Source organism: Streptomyces sp. AgN23, from assembly GCF_001598115.1.
Classification (GTDB): Bacteria; Actinomycetota; Actinomycetes; order Streptomycetales; family Streptomycetaceae; genus Streptomyces; species Streptomyces antimycoticus.
Genome location: NZ_CP007153.1, coordinates 1,438,902 through 1,453,965 on the forward strand (window position 1 = coordinate 1,438,902; position 15,064 = coordinate 1,453,965).

General features: G+C 72.0%; 13 protein-coding genes. 9 read left to right on the forward strand and 4 right to left on the reverse strand.

All coding sequences use genetic code 11. From position 1 onward, the window contains the following. The first annotated feature begins 216 nt into the window (after nucleotides 1–216). Nucleotides 217–711 carry a DUF6643 family protein gene (locus AS97_RS06235; protein ID WP_086711098.1) on the forward strand — a complete coding sequence of 165 codons (495 nt, stop codon included), beginning with the start codon at nucleotides 217–219 and terminating at the stop codon, nucleotides 709–711. 422 nt (nucleotides 712–1,133) lie between these two features. Here the strand turns inward: AS97_RS06235 and AS97_RS06240 are convergent, their stop codons facing one another. Beyond that, nucleotides 1,134–1,823, reverse strand: coding sequence for a response regulator transcription factor (locus AS97_RS06240; RefSeq protein WP_247204251.1), 690 nt, complete (start codon nucleotides 1,821–1,823; stop codon nucleotides 1,134–1,136). A gap of 123 nt (nucleotides 1,824–1,946) precedes the next feature. After that, nucleotides 1,947–2,396 carry a cyclic nucleotide-binding domain-containing protein gene (locus AS97_RS06245; RefSeq protein ID WP_059145508.1) on the reverse strand — a complete coding sequence of 150 codons (450 nt, stop codon included), beginning with the start codon at nucleotides 2,394–2,396 and terminating at the stop codon, nucleotides 1,947–1,949. A 223-nt stretch (nucleotides 2,397–2,619) separates the two neighbouring features. Here AS97_RS06245 and AS97_RS06250 point away from each other — a divergent pair, with 223 nt between their 5' ends. The 5 genes from AS97_RS06250 to AS97_RS06270 all read left to right on the forward strand — a co-directional run bounded on the left by AS97_RS06250 (nucleotide 2,620) and on the right by AS97_RS06270 (nucleotide 9,319). Further along, a complete protein-coding gene (locus AS97_RS06250) occupies nucleotides 2,620–3,078 on the forward strand; it encodes an ATP-binding protein (RefSeq protein ID WP_059145509.1) in 459 nt (152 codons plus the stop codon). Nucleotides 3,079–3,157: 79 nt separating this feature from the next. Then, nucleotides 3,158–4,135 (forward strand): universal stress protein, encoded by a 978-nt coding sequence (locus AS97_RS06255; protein ID WP_210564479.1) that lies wholly within the window; start codon nucleotides 3,158–3,160, stop codon nucleotides 4,133–4,135. Between the two features lie 114 nt (nucleotides 4,136–4,249). Then, nucleotides 4,250–6,007, forward strand: a complete 1,758-nt coding sequence (locus tag AS97_RS06260; RefSeq protein WP_161500533.1) for a GAF domain-containing sensor histidine kinase — start codon at nucleotides 4,250–4,252, stop codon at nucleotides 6,005–6,007. Nucleotides 6,008–6,087: 80 nt separating this feature from the next. Beyond that, nucleotides 6,088–6,690: a hypothetical protein gene (locus AS97_RS06265; protein WP_059145512.1), complete on the forward strand. Its 603-nt coding sequence runs from the start codon at nucleotides 6,088–6,090 to the stop codon at nucleotides 6,688–6,690. 190 nt (nucleotides 6,691–6,880) lie between these two features. Continuing rightward, complete coding sequence (locus AS97_RS06270) at nucleotides 6,881–9,319, forward strand: right-handed parallel beta-helix repeat-containing protein (protein ID WP_059145513.1); 2,439 nt, start codon at nucleotides 6,881–6,883, stop codon at nucleotides 9,317–9,319. Here the strand turns inward: AS97_RS06270 and AS97_RS06275 are convergent. Further along, nucleotides 9,289–11,553 (reverse strand): hypothetical protein, encoded by a 2,265-nt coding sequence (locus tag AS97_RS06275; protein ID WP_247204775.1) that lies wholly within the window; start codon nucleotides 11,551–11,553, stop codon nucleotides 9,289–9,291. The genes AS97_RS06270 and AS97_RS06275 overlap by 31 nt on opposite strands. 323 nt (nucleotides 11,554–11,876) lie before the next feature. On the opposite strand from AS97_RS06275, the gene AS97_RS06280 reads away from it, so the two are divergent. Together AS97_RS06280 and AS97_RS06285 are read left to right on the forward strand one after the other, a co-directional pair. After that, nucleotides 11,877–12,722, forward strand: a complete 846-nt coding sequence (locus AS97_RS06280; protein WP_086711399.1) for a DeoR/GlpR family DNA-binding transcription regulator — start codon at nucleotides 11,877–11,879, stop codon at nucleotides 12,720–12,722. Nucleotides 12,723–12,746: 24 nt separating this feature from the next. Continuing rightward, a complete protein-coding gene (locus AS97_RS06285; protein ID WP_185930056.1) occupies nucleotides 12,747–13,220 on the forward strand; it encodes an SRPBCC family protein in 474 nt (157 codons plus the stop codon). A gap of 44 nt (nucleotides 13,221–13,264) precedes the next feature. On the opposite strand, the gene AS97_RS06290 is transcribed toward AS97_RS06285, so the two are convergent. After that, nucleotides 13,265–14,386: a PLP-dependent cysteine synthase family protein gene (locus AS97_RS06290; protein WP_210564480.1), complete on the reverse strand. Its 1,122-nt coding sequence runs from the start codon at nucleotides 14,384–14,386 to the stop codon at nucleotides 13,265–13,267. Nucleotides 14,387–14,565: 179 nt separating this feature from the next. Here AS97_RS06290 and AS97_RS06295 point away from each other — a divergent pair, with 179 nt between their 5' ends. After that, on the forward strand, nucleotides 14,566–14,901 hold the full coding sequence (locus AS97_RS06295) for a hypothetical protein (RefSeq protein ID WP_059145517.1): 336 nt from the start codon (nucleotides 14,566–14,568) through the stop codon (nucleotides 14,899–14,901). Nucleotides 14,902–15,064 lie beyond the last annotated feature (163 nt).

The following is a 15,064-nucleotide window of genomic DNA, read 5'->3' on the forward strand; positions in this document are numbered from 1 at the left end:
TGCCTCTCTGTTCGTTCGGTTCCGCTCGGCCGCCGCATACCGCGGACGACCGGTGGCTACCCGCTGAAAACGCGCTCTTTACACGATCTCAACGTACCCTGACGACCGATTTTCCCTGGTTCGCTCGGATTGGGGATCCACGGCCACTCCGAACACTGAAAACAACCCTCCTACCGGACTCCCCAATCAGCACATGGTGGGCTTAACTTATGGTCTATGACCTCCCCCCGCAGCACTTACGGTGGCGGCTACTACTCCTCGCCGTCCTTCCCGGACACCCCCATCTACGACAGCCTTGTCGCCGAGCGGGGCACACCACAGATCGCGCCCATCAGGGTGCCGTCCGCCTACGACACCGGAAGTCATCTTCCGGCCCTGCCCTCAGCGCTTCCCGCGCTGCCGGCCGCGCCCTCGCCGCAGCCCACGTACCAGGGCTACCAGCAGCAGCCACAGCCCACCGGGCTGCAGCAGGCGCACGCGCCCTACATCCCGCCGCAGCCGACCGGCCCGCGGGGCTACCCGGGCGCTCAGCAGCCGCAGGCGCAGCGCCCCGGCCCGGCCGCGCCGACGGGGTACGAGGCGATGCGCCCGGCCATGACGCGTCCGGCCGCGCCGCGTCCGGCGGCCCCCGCGCCGTCTCCCTACGACGACCAGTACGGGCGTCAGCAGTACCCGGGCGGCCGGTCGCCGCAGCCTGGAGGCGGCTACTGACACGTGTCGGGAGGTGATGCGACCGGGCCGGTGCCCGGTCGCGGGAAGGATCGGGCCGGATGGGGAATCCCCGTCCGGCCCCTGACTTTTTTGCGGACCGTCGGGCCCCTGGATTCGCGGAGGCCGGGACGGTGCCGACTCTCGAGGGGCCGTTCGGCCCCTCCCCCGCGGTGGAACGCCTCGCGATGCTGGACCGGGCAATTCCGCGAGCCATCTCCATCACGGGGGCGGACCGGGCTCTCACTCCACTGCGGTGAAGGGCGACTAGACCGGTCCCCCCTCGTTCGGTGTGGGGCGCCGGGGCCGGCAGGGGAGCCGGTCCCGGCGCCCCATGCGAAACGCGCGCCGGGCCCACCGTAAGGACGTCACCAAGCCCACCGTAAGGACGTCATCGGCTCCAGACCGTACCGCGCACGGGCTCACTAACCCGTTTCGCGCTCCTTGATCCGCTCGGCGATCACCGCGGCCTGAATGCGCCGCCCCACGCCCAGCTTGGACAGGATCGAGGAGATGCGGTTCTTGACGGTCTTCTCGGCCAGGAACAGCCGCTCGGCGATCTGCCGGTTGGTCAGCCCGTCGCCGATGAGCTGGAGGATCTCCCGCTCCCGCGGTGACAGGTTCTCCAGCTCCACGGGCCCGCTGGGCGCGGGGCCGCGCAGCCGGGCCATCACCCGGGCGGTGGCGCCGGGGTCGAGCATGGAGCGGCCGTCAGCCACCGTACGCACCGCCGACACCAGGTCGGACCCGTTGATCTGCTTGAGTACATAGCCCGCGGCCCCGGCCATGATGGCGTCGAACAGCGCCTCGTCGTCGTCGAAGGACGTCAGCATCAGACACGCGAGATCGGGGAGCCGGGCCCGCAACTCCCGGCAGACCTCGATCCCTTCGTGGTCCCCGCCGTCGCCCGAGGAGCCGAGCCGTACGTCGAGCACCGCGACCCGTGGCCGTACGGCGGGGGCGCGGGCGATGGCCTCGCGGGCGTTGGCCGCCTCGCCGACCACCTCCAGATCGGACTCGGCGTCGAGCAGGTCACGCAGTCCGCGCCGCACCACCTCGTGGTCGTCGAGCAGAAAGACCCTGATGGGGCCGTCGGGGTCGGCGGTCTGGGGCACGGCCTCTCCTCCATGGCGCACGGGTCGCCGGTCGCGATCCGGCTGCCCAGCTTTACGTTCTGCCGCAGGGCGACGTAAGGGGCCATTCGGCCCCCCGGCCGCTCTCCGCGCCCTCCCGTCCGATCATGGCGAGATCCCGCCCGCGTACGGCCCGTACAGATCCAGCAGCCGGGTGCGGGCGCTCTGCAGCCGGCCCCCGATCACCTGGGCGCAGGCCAGCGCGAGGGCATAGCCCAGTTCCGGGTCCTCGTCGCACAGCCTGCGCACCGCCTCCGCGTTGAACTCGTGCGCGCGCACCGGGCTGAGCGCCTCCGCGCCCAGATGCCAGGTGTCCGGCGGGAAGAGCCAGGACCATCCGATGAGTTCTCCGGGGCCGAGGGTCTCGATCACCGCGGGCCGACGCCCCGGAACATGCAGATCGAGGGTGACCGCCCCGGTGCGGATGATCCAGAAACGGTCGGCCTTACGGCCCTCCTCGAAGATGCGGCCGCCCGCGGGGAAGGACGCATCGTGGGCAAGCGCCATCACCCGTTCACGATGTTCGGTCTTCAGCGCGTTCAGAAGTCCCATCATGACCTCACCTTGCCGTCTCCTCTCCCCCCTCGCCCCTCGGCGGTCACTGTGCGTACGAACTGTGCGTACGAGAGGCAGCGATCCAAAGCGATACACCGACGATCGGGTATCGCTTCACCCTTACCCATTTTCGGTCACGTTTCCGATATGACACGTCATTCGTGGTCGTGATGACTGATGAGACCCCACTCCCCGTACCCTCGGCTGCTTCACCGACCCTGCGATGTCGCTCGTACTCGTCACCAAACGGGAGGCACTGGTGCTAGCCGACCCTCGTCGGTCCGCCGATCGAGCCGGAGAACACCTGCTCCACCGCCATTTCACCGCCGACGAGCTGCCCCGGCTGCGGGTGCAGATCGAGGAGTGCGCGGCCTGGGCCGGGCTCAGCGAGGCCCGCCGCGGGGACTTCGTGCTGGCCGTCGACGAGATCGCCAACAACGCCATCGAGCATGCGGGCGGCACCGGCTCCCTGCTGCTGCGGCGGATCGGCGACGAGTTGGAGTGCCGGATCAGCGACTCCGGCCCCGGCTTCTCCGAGGACGTCATCCCCCGGATCCTGCCGGGGCTGGACGGCGCCACCAACGGCCGCGGACTGTGGCTGACCCAGCTGGTCACCGACCGGCTGGTGATCAGCGCGGGGGCGGTGGGGGCCGTGGTGACGCTGTCCATGCGGCTGCGCTGAGTGAGCCGCCGGACTCCCACGGCGACCGCTTCGGCGCGACAATGGGAGGGGACACACCCATGTGCCGGCAGGAGAGGCGGTGGGCACGGTGGAGCTTCCCGTGGTCGTCGGGGTCGACGGTTCGGACGCCGCCTCGGACGCACTGGACTGGGCGGCCGAGCTGGCCGGGCGCCGCGGGCTGCCGCTGCGCGTCGTCCACGCCTCCCTGTGGGAGCGGTACGAGGGCTACGTCGCCGGAACGGCCGCCGACCGCCCCGCCGAGCGGCTCCACAGCGAGGCGGTGCTGGCCACCGCGGCCGAGCGGGCCGGGCGGCGGGTGCCGGCCCTGAAGGTGATGACCGACCTGGCGGCCGACGACGCGGTCACCGCCCTGCTGCGCGCCGGGCAGAGCGCCGAGGCGCTGGTGGTCGGCTCGCGCGGCCGCGGCGAGTTCGCCTCCCTGTTGCTCGGTTCGGTCGGGCTGGGCATCGCGGCCCGCGCCCAGTGCCCGGTGGTCGTGGTGCGCGGCCGCCCGGAGAACGTGCACGGCGGGATGAACCGGGTGGTGGTGGGCATCGCCGAGCGCGAGCGCCCGAGCGAGCGGGAGCCCGCGCCGCCCTCGGCCGCCGTCGCGTTCGCCCTCCGCGAGGCGCGGCTGCGCGGCGGCGAGCTGGAGGCGGTGCACGCATGGCGCTGTGCGGGCCCCGAGGACCACGGAGCGCGCGAGAACCACGGAGCACACGAGGACCACACGGCACGCGAGAACCACAGAGCACCCCAGGACCACACGGCACGCGAGGACCACGGAACGCGCGAGGACCACGCACGGCGCGCCGCCGAGCTCCTGGACGAGACGCTGGGCGGTGCCACGGCGGCCGGGCTGCCGCCGGTGCCGGTGGCGCACCGCCCGGTCGAGGGCTCGGCGCGCAAGGCGCTGCTGGACGCCTCCGCGCACGCCGATCTGCTGGTGGTGGGGGCCCGGCGGCGGCAGGGGCACTTCGGCATGCAGCTGGGGCTTGTCAACCACGCCGTACTGCATCACGCCAAGTGTCCGGTCGCCGTGGTGCCGGTTTCCTAGGCTCCCGTCCCTCAGCGGCCCCTGGCCCTGGCCGAGTTCCTTCCATCGCCGCCACCATCGGCCCCTGCCCCGGCTACTCTGCTGGTGAGAGGCTCATGGGGGGATGGTGGCCAGGTGTCGGGCAGTGCGGATCAGGGGCGCCATCCGGCTCTTCCCCAACTCCGGCTCGACCAGCTTCTCGATGAGCTCCAGGCGCGGCTGGACGCCGCCCGGTCCACCCAGGACCGGATGCACAACCTCCTGGAAGCCGTGCTCAGCGTGGGCCGCGAGCTGGATCTGGAACAGGTGCTGCGCCGGATCGTGGAGTCCGCGGTGGTGCTGGCCGACGCGGAGTACGGCGCGCTCGGCGTGATCGACCGGCATCGGCTCTCGCAGTTCCTGCCGGTGGGCATATCCGAGGAACGAGCCCACCGCATCGGCCCGTTGCCCAGCGGTCACGGACTGCTCGGCGAGCTGATCCGCCACCCCCAGTCGCTGCGACTCACCGATCTGTCGGAGCATCCGGCGAGCTACGGCTTCCCCGAGCACCATCCGCCGATGCGCTCCTTCCTGGGCGTGCCGATCCGGGTCCGTGACGAGGTCTTCGGGAATCTCTATCTGACCGAGAAGCGCGGCGGCGCCCAGTTCGACGCCGATGACGAGGCGGTGCTGACCACCCTGTCGGTCGCCGCCGGGGTGGCCATCGACAACGCCCGGCTGTACCACGAGAGCCGGCGCCGCGAGCAGTGGCTGGAGGCGCTCGGCGTCATCACCCGTACGCTGCTGGCGGGCACCGCGGCGGGCGAGGCGCTGAGCCTGATCGCCCGGCTCGCCCTGCAGGTGGCCCTCGCCGACTCGGCGGCGATCCTGCTGCCGGCCGCGGGCACCGACTCCCTGGTGGTCGAGGTGGCCGAGGGGCATGACGCGGAGGCCATCGGCGGGCTGATGGTGCCGTCCGACGGCTCGCTGGCCGGACTCGCCGCCCGCACCGGACGCCCCGCGGTCGCCTCGGACGTACGGGTGGACTCCCGGGCCCGGTCCTGGCCACTGCCCGCTCCGGAGAGCGAGTTCGGCCCGGTGGTGGCCGTGCCGCTGGTCGCGGGCGCGCGGGCCTCCGGTGCGCTGCGGCTGTGCCGGCTCGCCGGACGGCAGCCCTTCGACGACCATGAGGTGGAGCTGCTCTCGGGGTTCGCGGCACAGGCGGCGCTCGCCCTGGAACTGGCCCGGCACCGCGCCGAGTCCGAGCATATGGCGCTGCTCCAGGACCGTGACCGGATCGCCCGGGACCTCCATGATCTGGCCATTCAGCGGCTCTTCGCGACCGGTCTCACCCTGCAGAGCGCGGGCCGGCTGATCGAACGCCCGGAGGCGTCCGAGCGGGTGGGGCGTGCCGTGGACGACCTGGACGAGACCATCAAGATCATCCGTTCCACCATCTTCGCCCTGCGCACGGTCGGGGACGACGGCGGCGAACCCGCCACGCTGCGGCGTCGGCTGGTCAAGGCCGTCCGGTCGGCCTCCGACACCCTGGGCTTCGCACCGTCACTGCTGATGGACGGTCCGGTGGACACCGATGTGCCGGACACGACGGGCGACCATGTGCTGGCGGTGCTCGCCGAGGCACTCAGCAACACCGTGCGGCACGCCCACGCCCAGCGGGTGGAGGTGCGGCTGACCGTCGGCGCCGACATCACCTTGGTGGTCGCGGACAACGGGGTGGGCATCGGGGGCGCCACCCCCAGCGGAGGGCTGGTCAACATGCGGTCAAGGGCCGAACTCCTGGGCGGCACACTGGACATCGAGGCGCCCGAGGCGGGCGGCACCCGGCTGGTCTGGTGTGTCCCTCTGAACCGCCGACGGCCCGCCGGAACGGCGAAAGGGCTGACCCCGTGATATTGCTCTCTCTTCACCGAATTCGCGCATATCCGGCCCGCCATGCGGTACCCACGGATGGGGAAGGGGGTATGTGATCCATGCGAATGATCTGGGGGCTGTGGCGCTGGCGGCGTAATCCGCTGCGCCGTAAGACGGACATCGTGGAGGCGTGCGCGGCAATGATCGCCGCGGCGCTCATCCTGCTCGTCGCCCCCGCCGCCGGCTGGGCATCGGGGTCCATGGCAAACGGGGCGCTGGTGAGGGCCGCGCACGAACAGCGGGCCGAGCGCCATCCGCTCTCGGCCACCGTGCTGAAGGTGCTGCCGCATCCACCCATCGACTCCGATCCCGAGACCGCTTCCGCGAGAGACGCGCACCGCCGCGTCCTCGCCCGCTGGACGGGGCCGGACGGCAGCAGACACCAGGGCACGCTGGGGGCCCACCCCGGTGCCGACCCCGGTGAGCGGTTCCGGATCTGGACCGACGACCACGGCCGCCCGGTCGGCCGCCCGCTGGACGCCGCGACGGCCACCACCCACGCCGTGCTGGCGGGGATCGGCGCGGCCGGGGCGACGGCGGTCCTGGTGGACGGCGCCCGGCGGCTGGTCGTATGGCAGCTCATGCGCCGGCGCTACGCACAGTGGGACCTCGCCTGGGAACGAGCCGGTCAGGACTGGGGCCGAGCGGACGCCGACAGCTAGCCCCTGCGAGTGGACCGCGCACGGGCGGGAGTTGTCATATGAACGCCAACTCCGCCCGTGGTCCACAGGCAGGTCATCTCATGGTGCCGTGCGCACGCTACGGTGGGGCATTCCATATGCGCAGCGACAGTCGGCAGCGGCGGTCGGGCGCGCACACCGGCAACGCACGAGGTGGGGGCACAGCAGCACCATGGCACAGGGCTCGGTCGTCCAGGTGACGCACAGCGGAACGTCGCGGTGGCGGCGCCGCACCGGAGAGTACGCCTCCCTCACGGCGGCCCTGGAGGCCGCCGGGGACGGTGATGTGCTCTCCATCTCGCCCGGCACCTATCGCGAGAATGTGGTGGTGGGCAGGGCCGTCACACTGCGCGGCCCCGAGGGCTCGGCACGCGGTTCGGTGCGCATCGCGCCGGTGGACGGAGTGGCACTGACGATACGTGCCTCCGCCGTGGTCCAGGATCTGCATGTCGAGGGCCAGGACTCGGCCGCCCCCGCGCTGCTGATCGAGGACGCCACCCCGGAGGTGTCGGACGTGCGGGTCGCCACGCGCTCGGCGGTCGGCATCGAGGTGCGCGGCGGCGCCCGTCCCACCGTGCGGCGCTGCACCGTGGACAACCCCGCAGGCGTCGGGCTCAGCGTGCTGGACGGCGCGGGCGGGGTGTTCGAGGAGTGCGAGGTAGTGGCCGCCGGGCAGTCCGGAGTGGCGGTGCGCGGCGGCGCCCGCCCGCGCCTGGAGCGCTGCCGGGTCCACCACGCGTCCGGGGCGGGCTTCTCGCTGACCGGCGAGGGCTCCTCGCTGGAGGCCGTCGGCTGCGAAGTGTACGAGATCAGGGGCGCCGGAGTGCAGGTCTCCGGGCGCGCGACCGGGCATCTCACCGACTGCCGGGTGCACCGTACGACGTCCGACGGGGTCAATCTGGACACGGACGCGGTGCTCACGCTCGCCGACTGCGAGATCCACGACATCCCGGAGAACGCGATCGACCTGAGGTCGCGTTCGGTGCTGACGCTGACCCGCTCCACGGTGCGCCGGTTCGGGCGCAACGGCCTGTCGGTGTGGGACCCGGGCACCCGGGTGGACGCCAACCAGTGCGAGCTGCACGAGAGCACCGGCGACTATCCGGCCGTGTGGGTGAGCGACGGGGCGACCGCCGTGCTCGACTCGTGCCGGGTGCGCGAGGTGCCGGACGCGCTGTTCGTCCTGGACCGCGGGTCGCGGGTCGACGTGGTCGACAGCGATCTGTCGCAGGTGCGCTCCACCGCGGTCTCGGTCAGCGACGGGGCCACCGTCCAGCTGGACGACTGCCGCATCCGGGAGGCGGCCACCGGGGCGTGGTTCCGCGACCACGGCAGCGGCGGCACGCTCGCGAACTGCACGATAGACGGAGCCGCCACCGGAGTGATCGTGACCAAGGGCGCCGATCCGACGGTCGAGCGCACCACGGTCTCCGGGCCGACGGAGGCCGGGTTCTATGTGTCCGCCGAGGGCCGCGGCACGTTCACGGGTTGCCGGGTGACCGGCAGCGGGGGCTACGGCTTCCACATCATCGACGGCTGCCGCACCACCTTGACCCGGTGCCGCACGGAGCGGTGTGCGCGCGGCGGGTACGAGTTCTCCGAGGCGGGGCCGCTCGTCGAGGACTGCACCAGCGACGAGAGCGCCACCACGGCGCTGGGCTCCCCGACCACGCCCGGCCAGCCCCCGCTCACCGCGCCCGCCGTGGAGACCGCCGCCTCGACGGGCGGGCTGCTGGGCGGCGTCCCGTCACAGCGGTCCGTCCAGACCTCCGCGCCCGCCGTCGAGCCCCCGGTCTCCGTCCGCCCGTCCTCGGCGGTGCTGGGCGAACTCGACACACTGGTCGGGCTGGAGAGCGTCAAGCGCGAGGTGCGCGCTCTCACCGACATGATCGAGGTGGGCCGGCGGCGCCAGGAGGCCGGGCTCAAGGCCGCCTCCGTCCGCCGCCATCTCGTCTTCACCGGCTCCCCGGGCACCGGCAAGACGACGGTCGCCCGGCTCTACGGGGAGATCCTGGCCTCCCTCGGGGTGCTGGAGCGCGGCCATCTGGTGGAGGTCTCCCGGGTGGACCTGGTGGGTGAGCACATCGGCTCCACGGCCATACGCACCCAGGAGGCGTTCGACCGGGCGCGCGGCGGGGTGCTGTTCATCGACGAGGCGTACGCCCTCTCGCCGGAGGACTCCGGCCGGGACTTCGGCCGGGAGGCGATAGACACCCTGGTCAAGCTGATGGAGGACCACCGGGAAGCGGTCGTGGTCATCGTCGCGGGGTACACCGCCGAGATGGAGCGCTTTCTGTCCGTCAACCCCGGTGTGGCCTCCCGCTTCTCGCGCACCATCACCTTCGGCGACTACGCCCCGGAGGAGTTGCTGCGGATCGTGGAGCAGCAGGCCGAGGAGCATGAGTACCGGATCGGCGAGGGGGCGGCGGAGTCGCTGCTCAAGTACTTCACGGCGCTTCCCAAGGGCCCTGCGTTCGGCAACGGGCGCACCGCCCGGCAGACCTTCGAGGCGATGGTGGAGCGGCATGCGGGCCGGGTCGCCCAGCTGAGCGACCCGACCACGGACGACCTCACGCTGCTCTATCCCGAGGACCTGCCGGAGCTCATCTGACCGGCGGCCCCCTCCTGCGGAGGCGGCGGCGTCTGCTCCGGGAGCCGGGCCAGCAGCCCGGCCCGCTCCCGGTCGAAGACGGGGTCGACCTGGTAGTCCCCATGCCCCAGGATCGGCGCGGGCAGCGGGTGTTCGGGCGTACGGCCGTAGACCAGCGGGTCCTTGAGCGCGCCGCAGTCGACCTCGGGCCCGCTGCCGTCGGGCAGCCGGATGGGGCCGCCGATCGGGTCGGTGTAGCGCCACAGATTGCGCCAGCAGCGCACCTCGCCGTGGAGCGAGAGCAGCTGGGTAGGCCCGAAGTAGGCGGGGAACCAGCGCCCGTACAGCCGCTCCAGCGGTGAGCCGTAGGTGAGCAGCGCGACCTTACCGCGGGTGCGGTGGTCCAGCTGCCAGACTGCAGCGGCGGCCAGCACACTGCCCTGGGAGTGGCCGGAGATGACCAGCCGGCCGCCGTGCCGGCGGGTCCAGGTCTCCATCCGCCAGGTCAGATCGGGCACCGCCCGCTCGGCGTAGCACGGGGGCGCGAAGGGGTGGGCGGCGCGCGGCCAGAAGGTGCCCACGTCCCACAGGATGCCGATGGTGCGGCGGGCGGCGGGGCTGCGGTAGGCGCGGCGGGCCCAGGTGACCAGCATCAGGAAGGCCAGCCCCATCAGCCAGGAGCCCAGCGCCTGGGCGGTCTGGGCGGCGGCGTCCACGGCCCCGGGGGCGTCGTCGGCTGCCCGCCCCGGCACCTGGTCCGTGACCCAGGCCCCGGTGACGGCGGCGGCGCCGAACAGCAGGGTCAGCAGCGCGACAGGGCCGACGATCCAGGGGGCGGAGTCGGTGAGGCCGGCGCGGGCGATGGTGCGCGCGATGCGCCGGGTGCGCACCGGGTCGGGCCGCTCCCCCGGATAGCCGTCCATGATGGTCGGCAGCAGTCGGTTGCGCACCTGCCACACCCTTACGGTGAAGATCAGCAGCAGGACGACCAGGGCGAGCAGCAGCGCGGGGATGGCCGTGGCCAGCCAGGTCAGCAGAACCGGCGGGGCGATGCCCGGCCCCTCACCGGGGGTGGCGCCGCCGTCCAGCCAGTCGGCGAAGCGCTGGGCGACACCGCCCGCGAGCACCGCGCCGAGCCCGCAGGCGAGCACCGCGACGGCGGGCCCGGCGAGCCCGTACAGCGGAGTGCGGCCGGGAGCGGACCGGTGGAGGACCAGGGCGCACACTGCCATGGTCACGATCAGCGCGCCCTCTCCTATGGCGATGGCGCAGAACGCCTGGTTGCCCGGTAGCTTGCCGGTGGAGGCCCAGCCGGGGCGGGACCACCCGGCGTACAGCACGGAGAGCGCCAGCACCGCGAGGGCCGCGCCGGGCAACGCGGTGATGGTGATGCGGTCCAGCTCCCCGTCGACCTTGGTCTCGCTGCGGCCGCGGTAGCACACCACGGCCACCACCGCGACCGCGCCCGCGGCGAGCAGCGTCAGCAGCGCCCAGCCCGCGGCGTCCTGCGGCCCGCCGCCGCCCGGCTTGCGGTCGTAGGTGGTGGTGGGCAGGGTCAGGCCGGCCGCGATGGTGAGGAAGCCGGCGGCGGTGTGCGCGGCGCGCAGCCGGGCGACGATCCTGCGGCCGTACCAGAAGCCGGGCAGGCACAGCGCGGGGCGGTTGCCCGCCTCGGGGGCGGACTCGTCGACCGGGCTCTCCAGCGGCGGTGAGGACTCGTACGCGCTCCAGGTGCGGTTGGACAGGTACCACAGCAGTCCGGTGAGCGCGCCGGGCAGCGCCGCCGCGAGCGCGAGCCTGCGGCCGGGCTGGCTCCACCAGCCGTGGTTCTCCGGGGACAGGAAGCCGAGCCAGGACTTGCCACCGGCGCAGTCGGCCGAACCGGCACACTGCCAGGCGATCAGGTCCAGGGCCACCTCGCAGGCCCCGGCGATCAGCAGCACGGTCAACGTGAGCGCCACCAGCCGTACGAACAGGCCGTAGGTGCGCACGGTCCGCTCGCGCCGGTCGGCCGGGGGCCGCATCCAGTGGGCGAGGTTGGCGACCATGAACGGCAGTAAAAGCAGCCACAGGGCGCGGGAGCTGTTGCCCGAGGTGAGGTTGCACCATACGTACGCCTCGCGGATCGGGCCCTCACGGTCCGGGCCCTCCCGGTCCTCCGGCGGGCGCTGCTCGGCGTCGACCTCGTCCGCCCTGCGGTAGACCGCCGCGGTCTCGTCGCCGGTGACCCGGCAGGTGCGCGGATCGCGCAGCATCTCCTCGGGGGTGGTGCCGCCCACTCCGTGGACGAGGAGTTCGAGATCGGACGGCGGTGCTCCGCCCTTACGGGCTGCCGTCGCCCCTTGCGCCCCGTCGGCCGGCGTGTCCGTAGGCATGGTCGCTGGCACCGTGTTCCCCCGATTCCGGTGTGGTGCGGTCGTTCTGCTCCAGGATTGTGCCCATCGGCCAGCTCCCCCGACCCTGACAGGCCGGGCGTGGCGAAATCGTAACCCCGGGTGCTGTGGCGACCGGCTGTCCTCGCCTCATGCGAAGATGAACGCGCGGGCGACGAGGGCCGACCGGAGGGAGACGAGGCAGGGTGAGCGACAACCAGAACCTCCTCGCGGAGCAGCGGCGTGCCCTGATCCTCGACGAGGTCAGGCGGCGCGGCGGGGTGCGGGTCAATGAGTTGACCCGCAAGCTCAATGTCTCGGACATGACGGTTCGTCGCGATCTGGACGCGCTGGCCCGGCTGGGCGTGGTGGAGAAGGTGCACGGCGGGGCCGTGCCGGTGGCCGAGGCGAGCACATACGAGCCCGGGTTCGAGGCCAAATCGGGCCTCGAGCTGAGCGCCAAGGAGGACATCGCGAAGGCGGCGGCCGCGATGGCCACGCCGGGCACCGCGATCGGTCTGGCCGGGGGCACCACGGCCTTCGCCCTGGCCCAGCAACTGCTGGAGGTGCCGGATCTGACGGTGGTGACGAACTCGGTCCGGGTGGCCGATGTGTTCTACAACGCCCAGCGGTCGGCGGCGCTCGGCGGGGTGGGCCCGCGCCCCGGTGCGGCCACCGTCGTGCTCACCGGCGGGGTGCGCACGCCATCGGACACTTTGGTGGGGCCGGTCGCGGACGCGGCGGTGCGCTCGCTCCACTTCGATGTGCTCTTCCTCGGAGTGCACGGCATATCGGTGGAGGCGGGTCTGTCGACGCCGAATCTCGCGGAGGCGGAGACCAACCGCCACTTCGTCAGGGCCGCGCGGCGGGTCGTGGTGGTCGCGGACCACACCAAGTGGGGCACGGTGGGGCTGAGTTCCTTCGCCACGCTGGACCAGGTGAACGCGCTGGTCACGGACCCGGGGCTGCCGGAGGAGGCGCGGGCGGAGATCTCCGAGTATCTGCCGGAGCTGGTGGTGGCGGGCGAGCCGTCCCGCACCGCAGACATCTGACACCCCGACAGATATCGTGTGTCCATGACACACCGGTTGCGTGCCGTCGGACTGGAGTACGCCGAGACCGCCCCGTTGCGGCTCGTCTTCGTCGCCGAGATCTCGGCCTCTCCTCAGGCGGTGTTCGAGGCGTTCACCGATGTCGAGGGCTGGCCGCGGTGGTTCCGGTCGGTGAAGGAGGCCCGCTCCACGGACGGCGGCAAGGGCAGGGCCATCCGCCTCGTGGGCGGCGGCCGCTTGCGCGAGACGATCATGGCGGCCGATCCGCACGAGCGCTATGCCTATCGCGTCGACGAGACCAACGCTCCGGGGCTGCGGGCCCTGCTGGAGGAGTGGACGCTGCGGCCCACGGCCGGCGGCGGGACCGTGGTGCGCTATGTGTTCGCGGTGGACGGCACGGCACTGCTGCGCGGTGTCGTACGGGCGATGCGGCCGGGTCTGCGGCGCGCCTTCCACCAGGCGGTGCGGAACCTGGACCGGATGGTGGCGGCGGCCTGACGGCCGTACGGGCGCTGCTCGGCCGGTCCGGCCGTTGTGCGCCGTCAGTCGGTCCAGTTGCCCGTGGCGAGGAAGATGTCGAGCGTCTTCATATACGGCTCGATGTCCAGCCCCTGTTCCTCGAGCCACGCGTCCGAGTAGTACTTGTCCAGATACCGCTCCCCCGGGTCGCACAGCAGCGTCACCACGCTCCCGGTCCGCCCCGCGGCGACCATCTCCGCGACGATCCGCAGCGCGCTCCACAGCCCCGTCCCGGTGGAGCCGCCCGCCTTACGGCCGATGGCCCGCTCCAGGGCGCGCGCGGCCGCGACGCTCGCCGCGTCCGGGACCTTCATCATCCGGTCGATCGCGCCCGGTACGAAGCTGGGCTCCATCCGGGGGCGGCCGATGCCCTCGATGCGTGAACCGTGGTCGCTGGAGGCGTCGTCGTCATGGTGGACCCAGCCGTCGAAGAAACAGGAGTTCTCCGGGTCGGCGACGCACACCCGGGTGTCGTACTGCATGTAGTGGACGTAGCGGGCGAGGGTCGCCGAGGTGCCTCCGGTGCCCGCCGTGGCGACGACCCATGCCGGTTCGGGATACCGCTCCAGACGCATCTGCTGATAGATCGACTCGGCGATGTTGTTGTTGCCACGCCAGTCCGTGGCCCGCTCGGCGTAGGTGAACTGGTCCATGTAGTGACCCCCGGATTCCGCCGCGAGGGCGGCGGACTCCTGGTACATCGTCCGCGGGTCGTCCACGAAATGGCACTGGCCGCCATGGAATTCGATCAGGCGGCACTTCTCCCGGCTGGTCGTGCGGGGCATCACCGCGATGAAGGGCACCCCGATCAGCTTGGCGAAGTACGCCTCGGATACGGCGGTCGAGCCGCTGGACGCCTCGATCACGGGCTTGCCCGGCCGGATCCAGCCGTTGCACAGCCCATAGAGGAACAGCGAGCGTGCCAGACGGTGCTTGAGACTCCCTGTGGGGTGGGTGGACTCGTCCTTGAGGTAGAGGTCGATCCCCCAGCGCTCGGGCAGCGGGAAGCTCAGCAGATGGGTGTCCGCGGACCGCTGGGCGTCCGCCTGCACCTTTCGGACGGCCTCCTTCAGCCACTCGCGATAGCCGTGGTCGCTGCGGTCCACGTCGATCGTCTTGATGATCCCGCCCGCCGTGCCGTCCAACGCCCACTCCTCCTGCTTGTGCCCACGCCCAGCCCAGGTGGCATACTCGTGCCGTTTCGATCCTCATTGTCCCCCAGTGCGCCCTGGTGCCCGGGGCCGGTCCCGGGCACACTGCGCAGCAGGGAAAATGAGAGACGGCGACAGAAGCGCCAGTCGGAGCCATCGGGGAGGCGGTTGTGATGGCCGATAACGAGTTCAACGCCAGGGGAGTGCGGATCGAGCGGTTCCTGCGCTCGGTCACCCGCGCCGGACAAGTCTTGATCAAGGACGGCAGGCTGGAGTTGCTCACCAGCTATGGCCGCGAGATCGACAGCGCGCCGGTGCAGTCGGTGCGCGCCAGCAAGCCCTGGTTCGTGGACGGTGACCAGGCCATGGCCACCGTGAACGGCACCCGTTACCGTCTCACTCTCGGCTCGCAGGACACCAAGTCCACCTCGGCCAAGTCCGGCTCCGGGGCCGCCAGCCGCTTCCTCGACGCCGTCCGGTCCGCCCGGGGGCACTCCCAGAAGCGGTGAAGTGGCCGAGTTGCGCGTGCGCGCGGTGGGACCGACCCTGGACGAGTATCAGTATCACTGAGGGTCAACAAGCGGTGACGCAGAGAACCGTCCCACCGGTCGCGCCCAGCAGCCACCACTGCTGAACGTGTTCGTCGCCCGCATCTGAATCAGGCTAGCCCCA

Bases quoted from the DNA above. Each gene is read 5' to 3' on its own strand.
- AS97_RS06235 (WP_086711098.1), top strand. From the start codon at position 217: ATGACCTCCCCCCGCAGCACTTACGGTGGCGGCTACTACTCCTCGCCG.
- AS97_RS06245 (WP_059145508.1), bottom strand. From the start codon at position 2,396: ATGATGGGACTTCTGAACGCGCTGAAGACCGAACATCGTGAACGGGTG.
- AS97_RS06250 (WP_059145509.1), top strand. From the start codon at position 2,620: ATGTCGCTCGTACTCGTCACCAAACGGGAGGCACTGGTGCTAGCCGAC.
- AS97_RS06265 (WP_059145512.1), top strand. From the start codon at position 6,088: ATGCGAATGATCTGGGGGCTGTGGCGCTGGCGGCGTAATCCGCTGCGC.
- AS97_RS06270 (WP_059145513.1), top strand. From the start codon at position 6,881: ATGGCACAGGGCTCGGTCGTCCAGGTGACGCACAGCGGAACGTCGCGG.
- AS97_RS06275 (WP_247204775.1), bottom strand. From the start codon at position 11,553: ATGCTGCGCGATCCGCGCACCTGCCGGGTCACCGGCGACGAGACCGCG.
- AS97_RS06285 (WP_185930056.1), top strand. From the start codon at position 12,747: ATGACACACCGGTTGCGTGCCGTCGGACTGGAGTACGCCGAGACCGCC.
- AS97_RS06295 (WP_059145517.1), top strand. From the start codon at position 14,566: ATGGCCGATAACGAGTTCAACGCCAGGGGAGTGCGGATCGAGCGGTTC.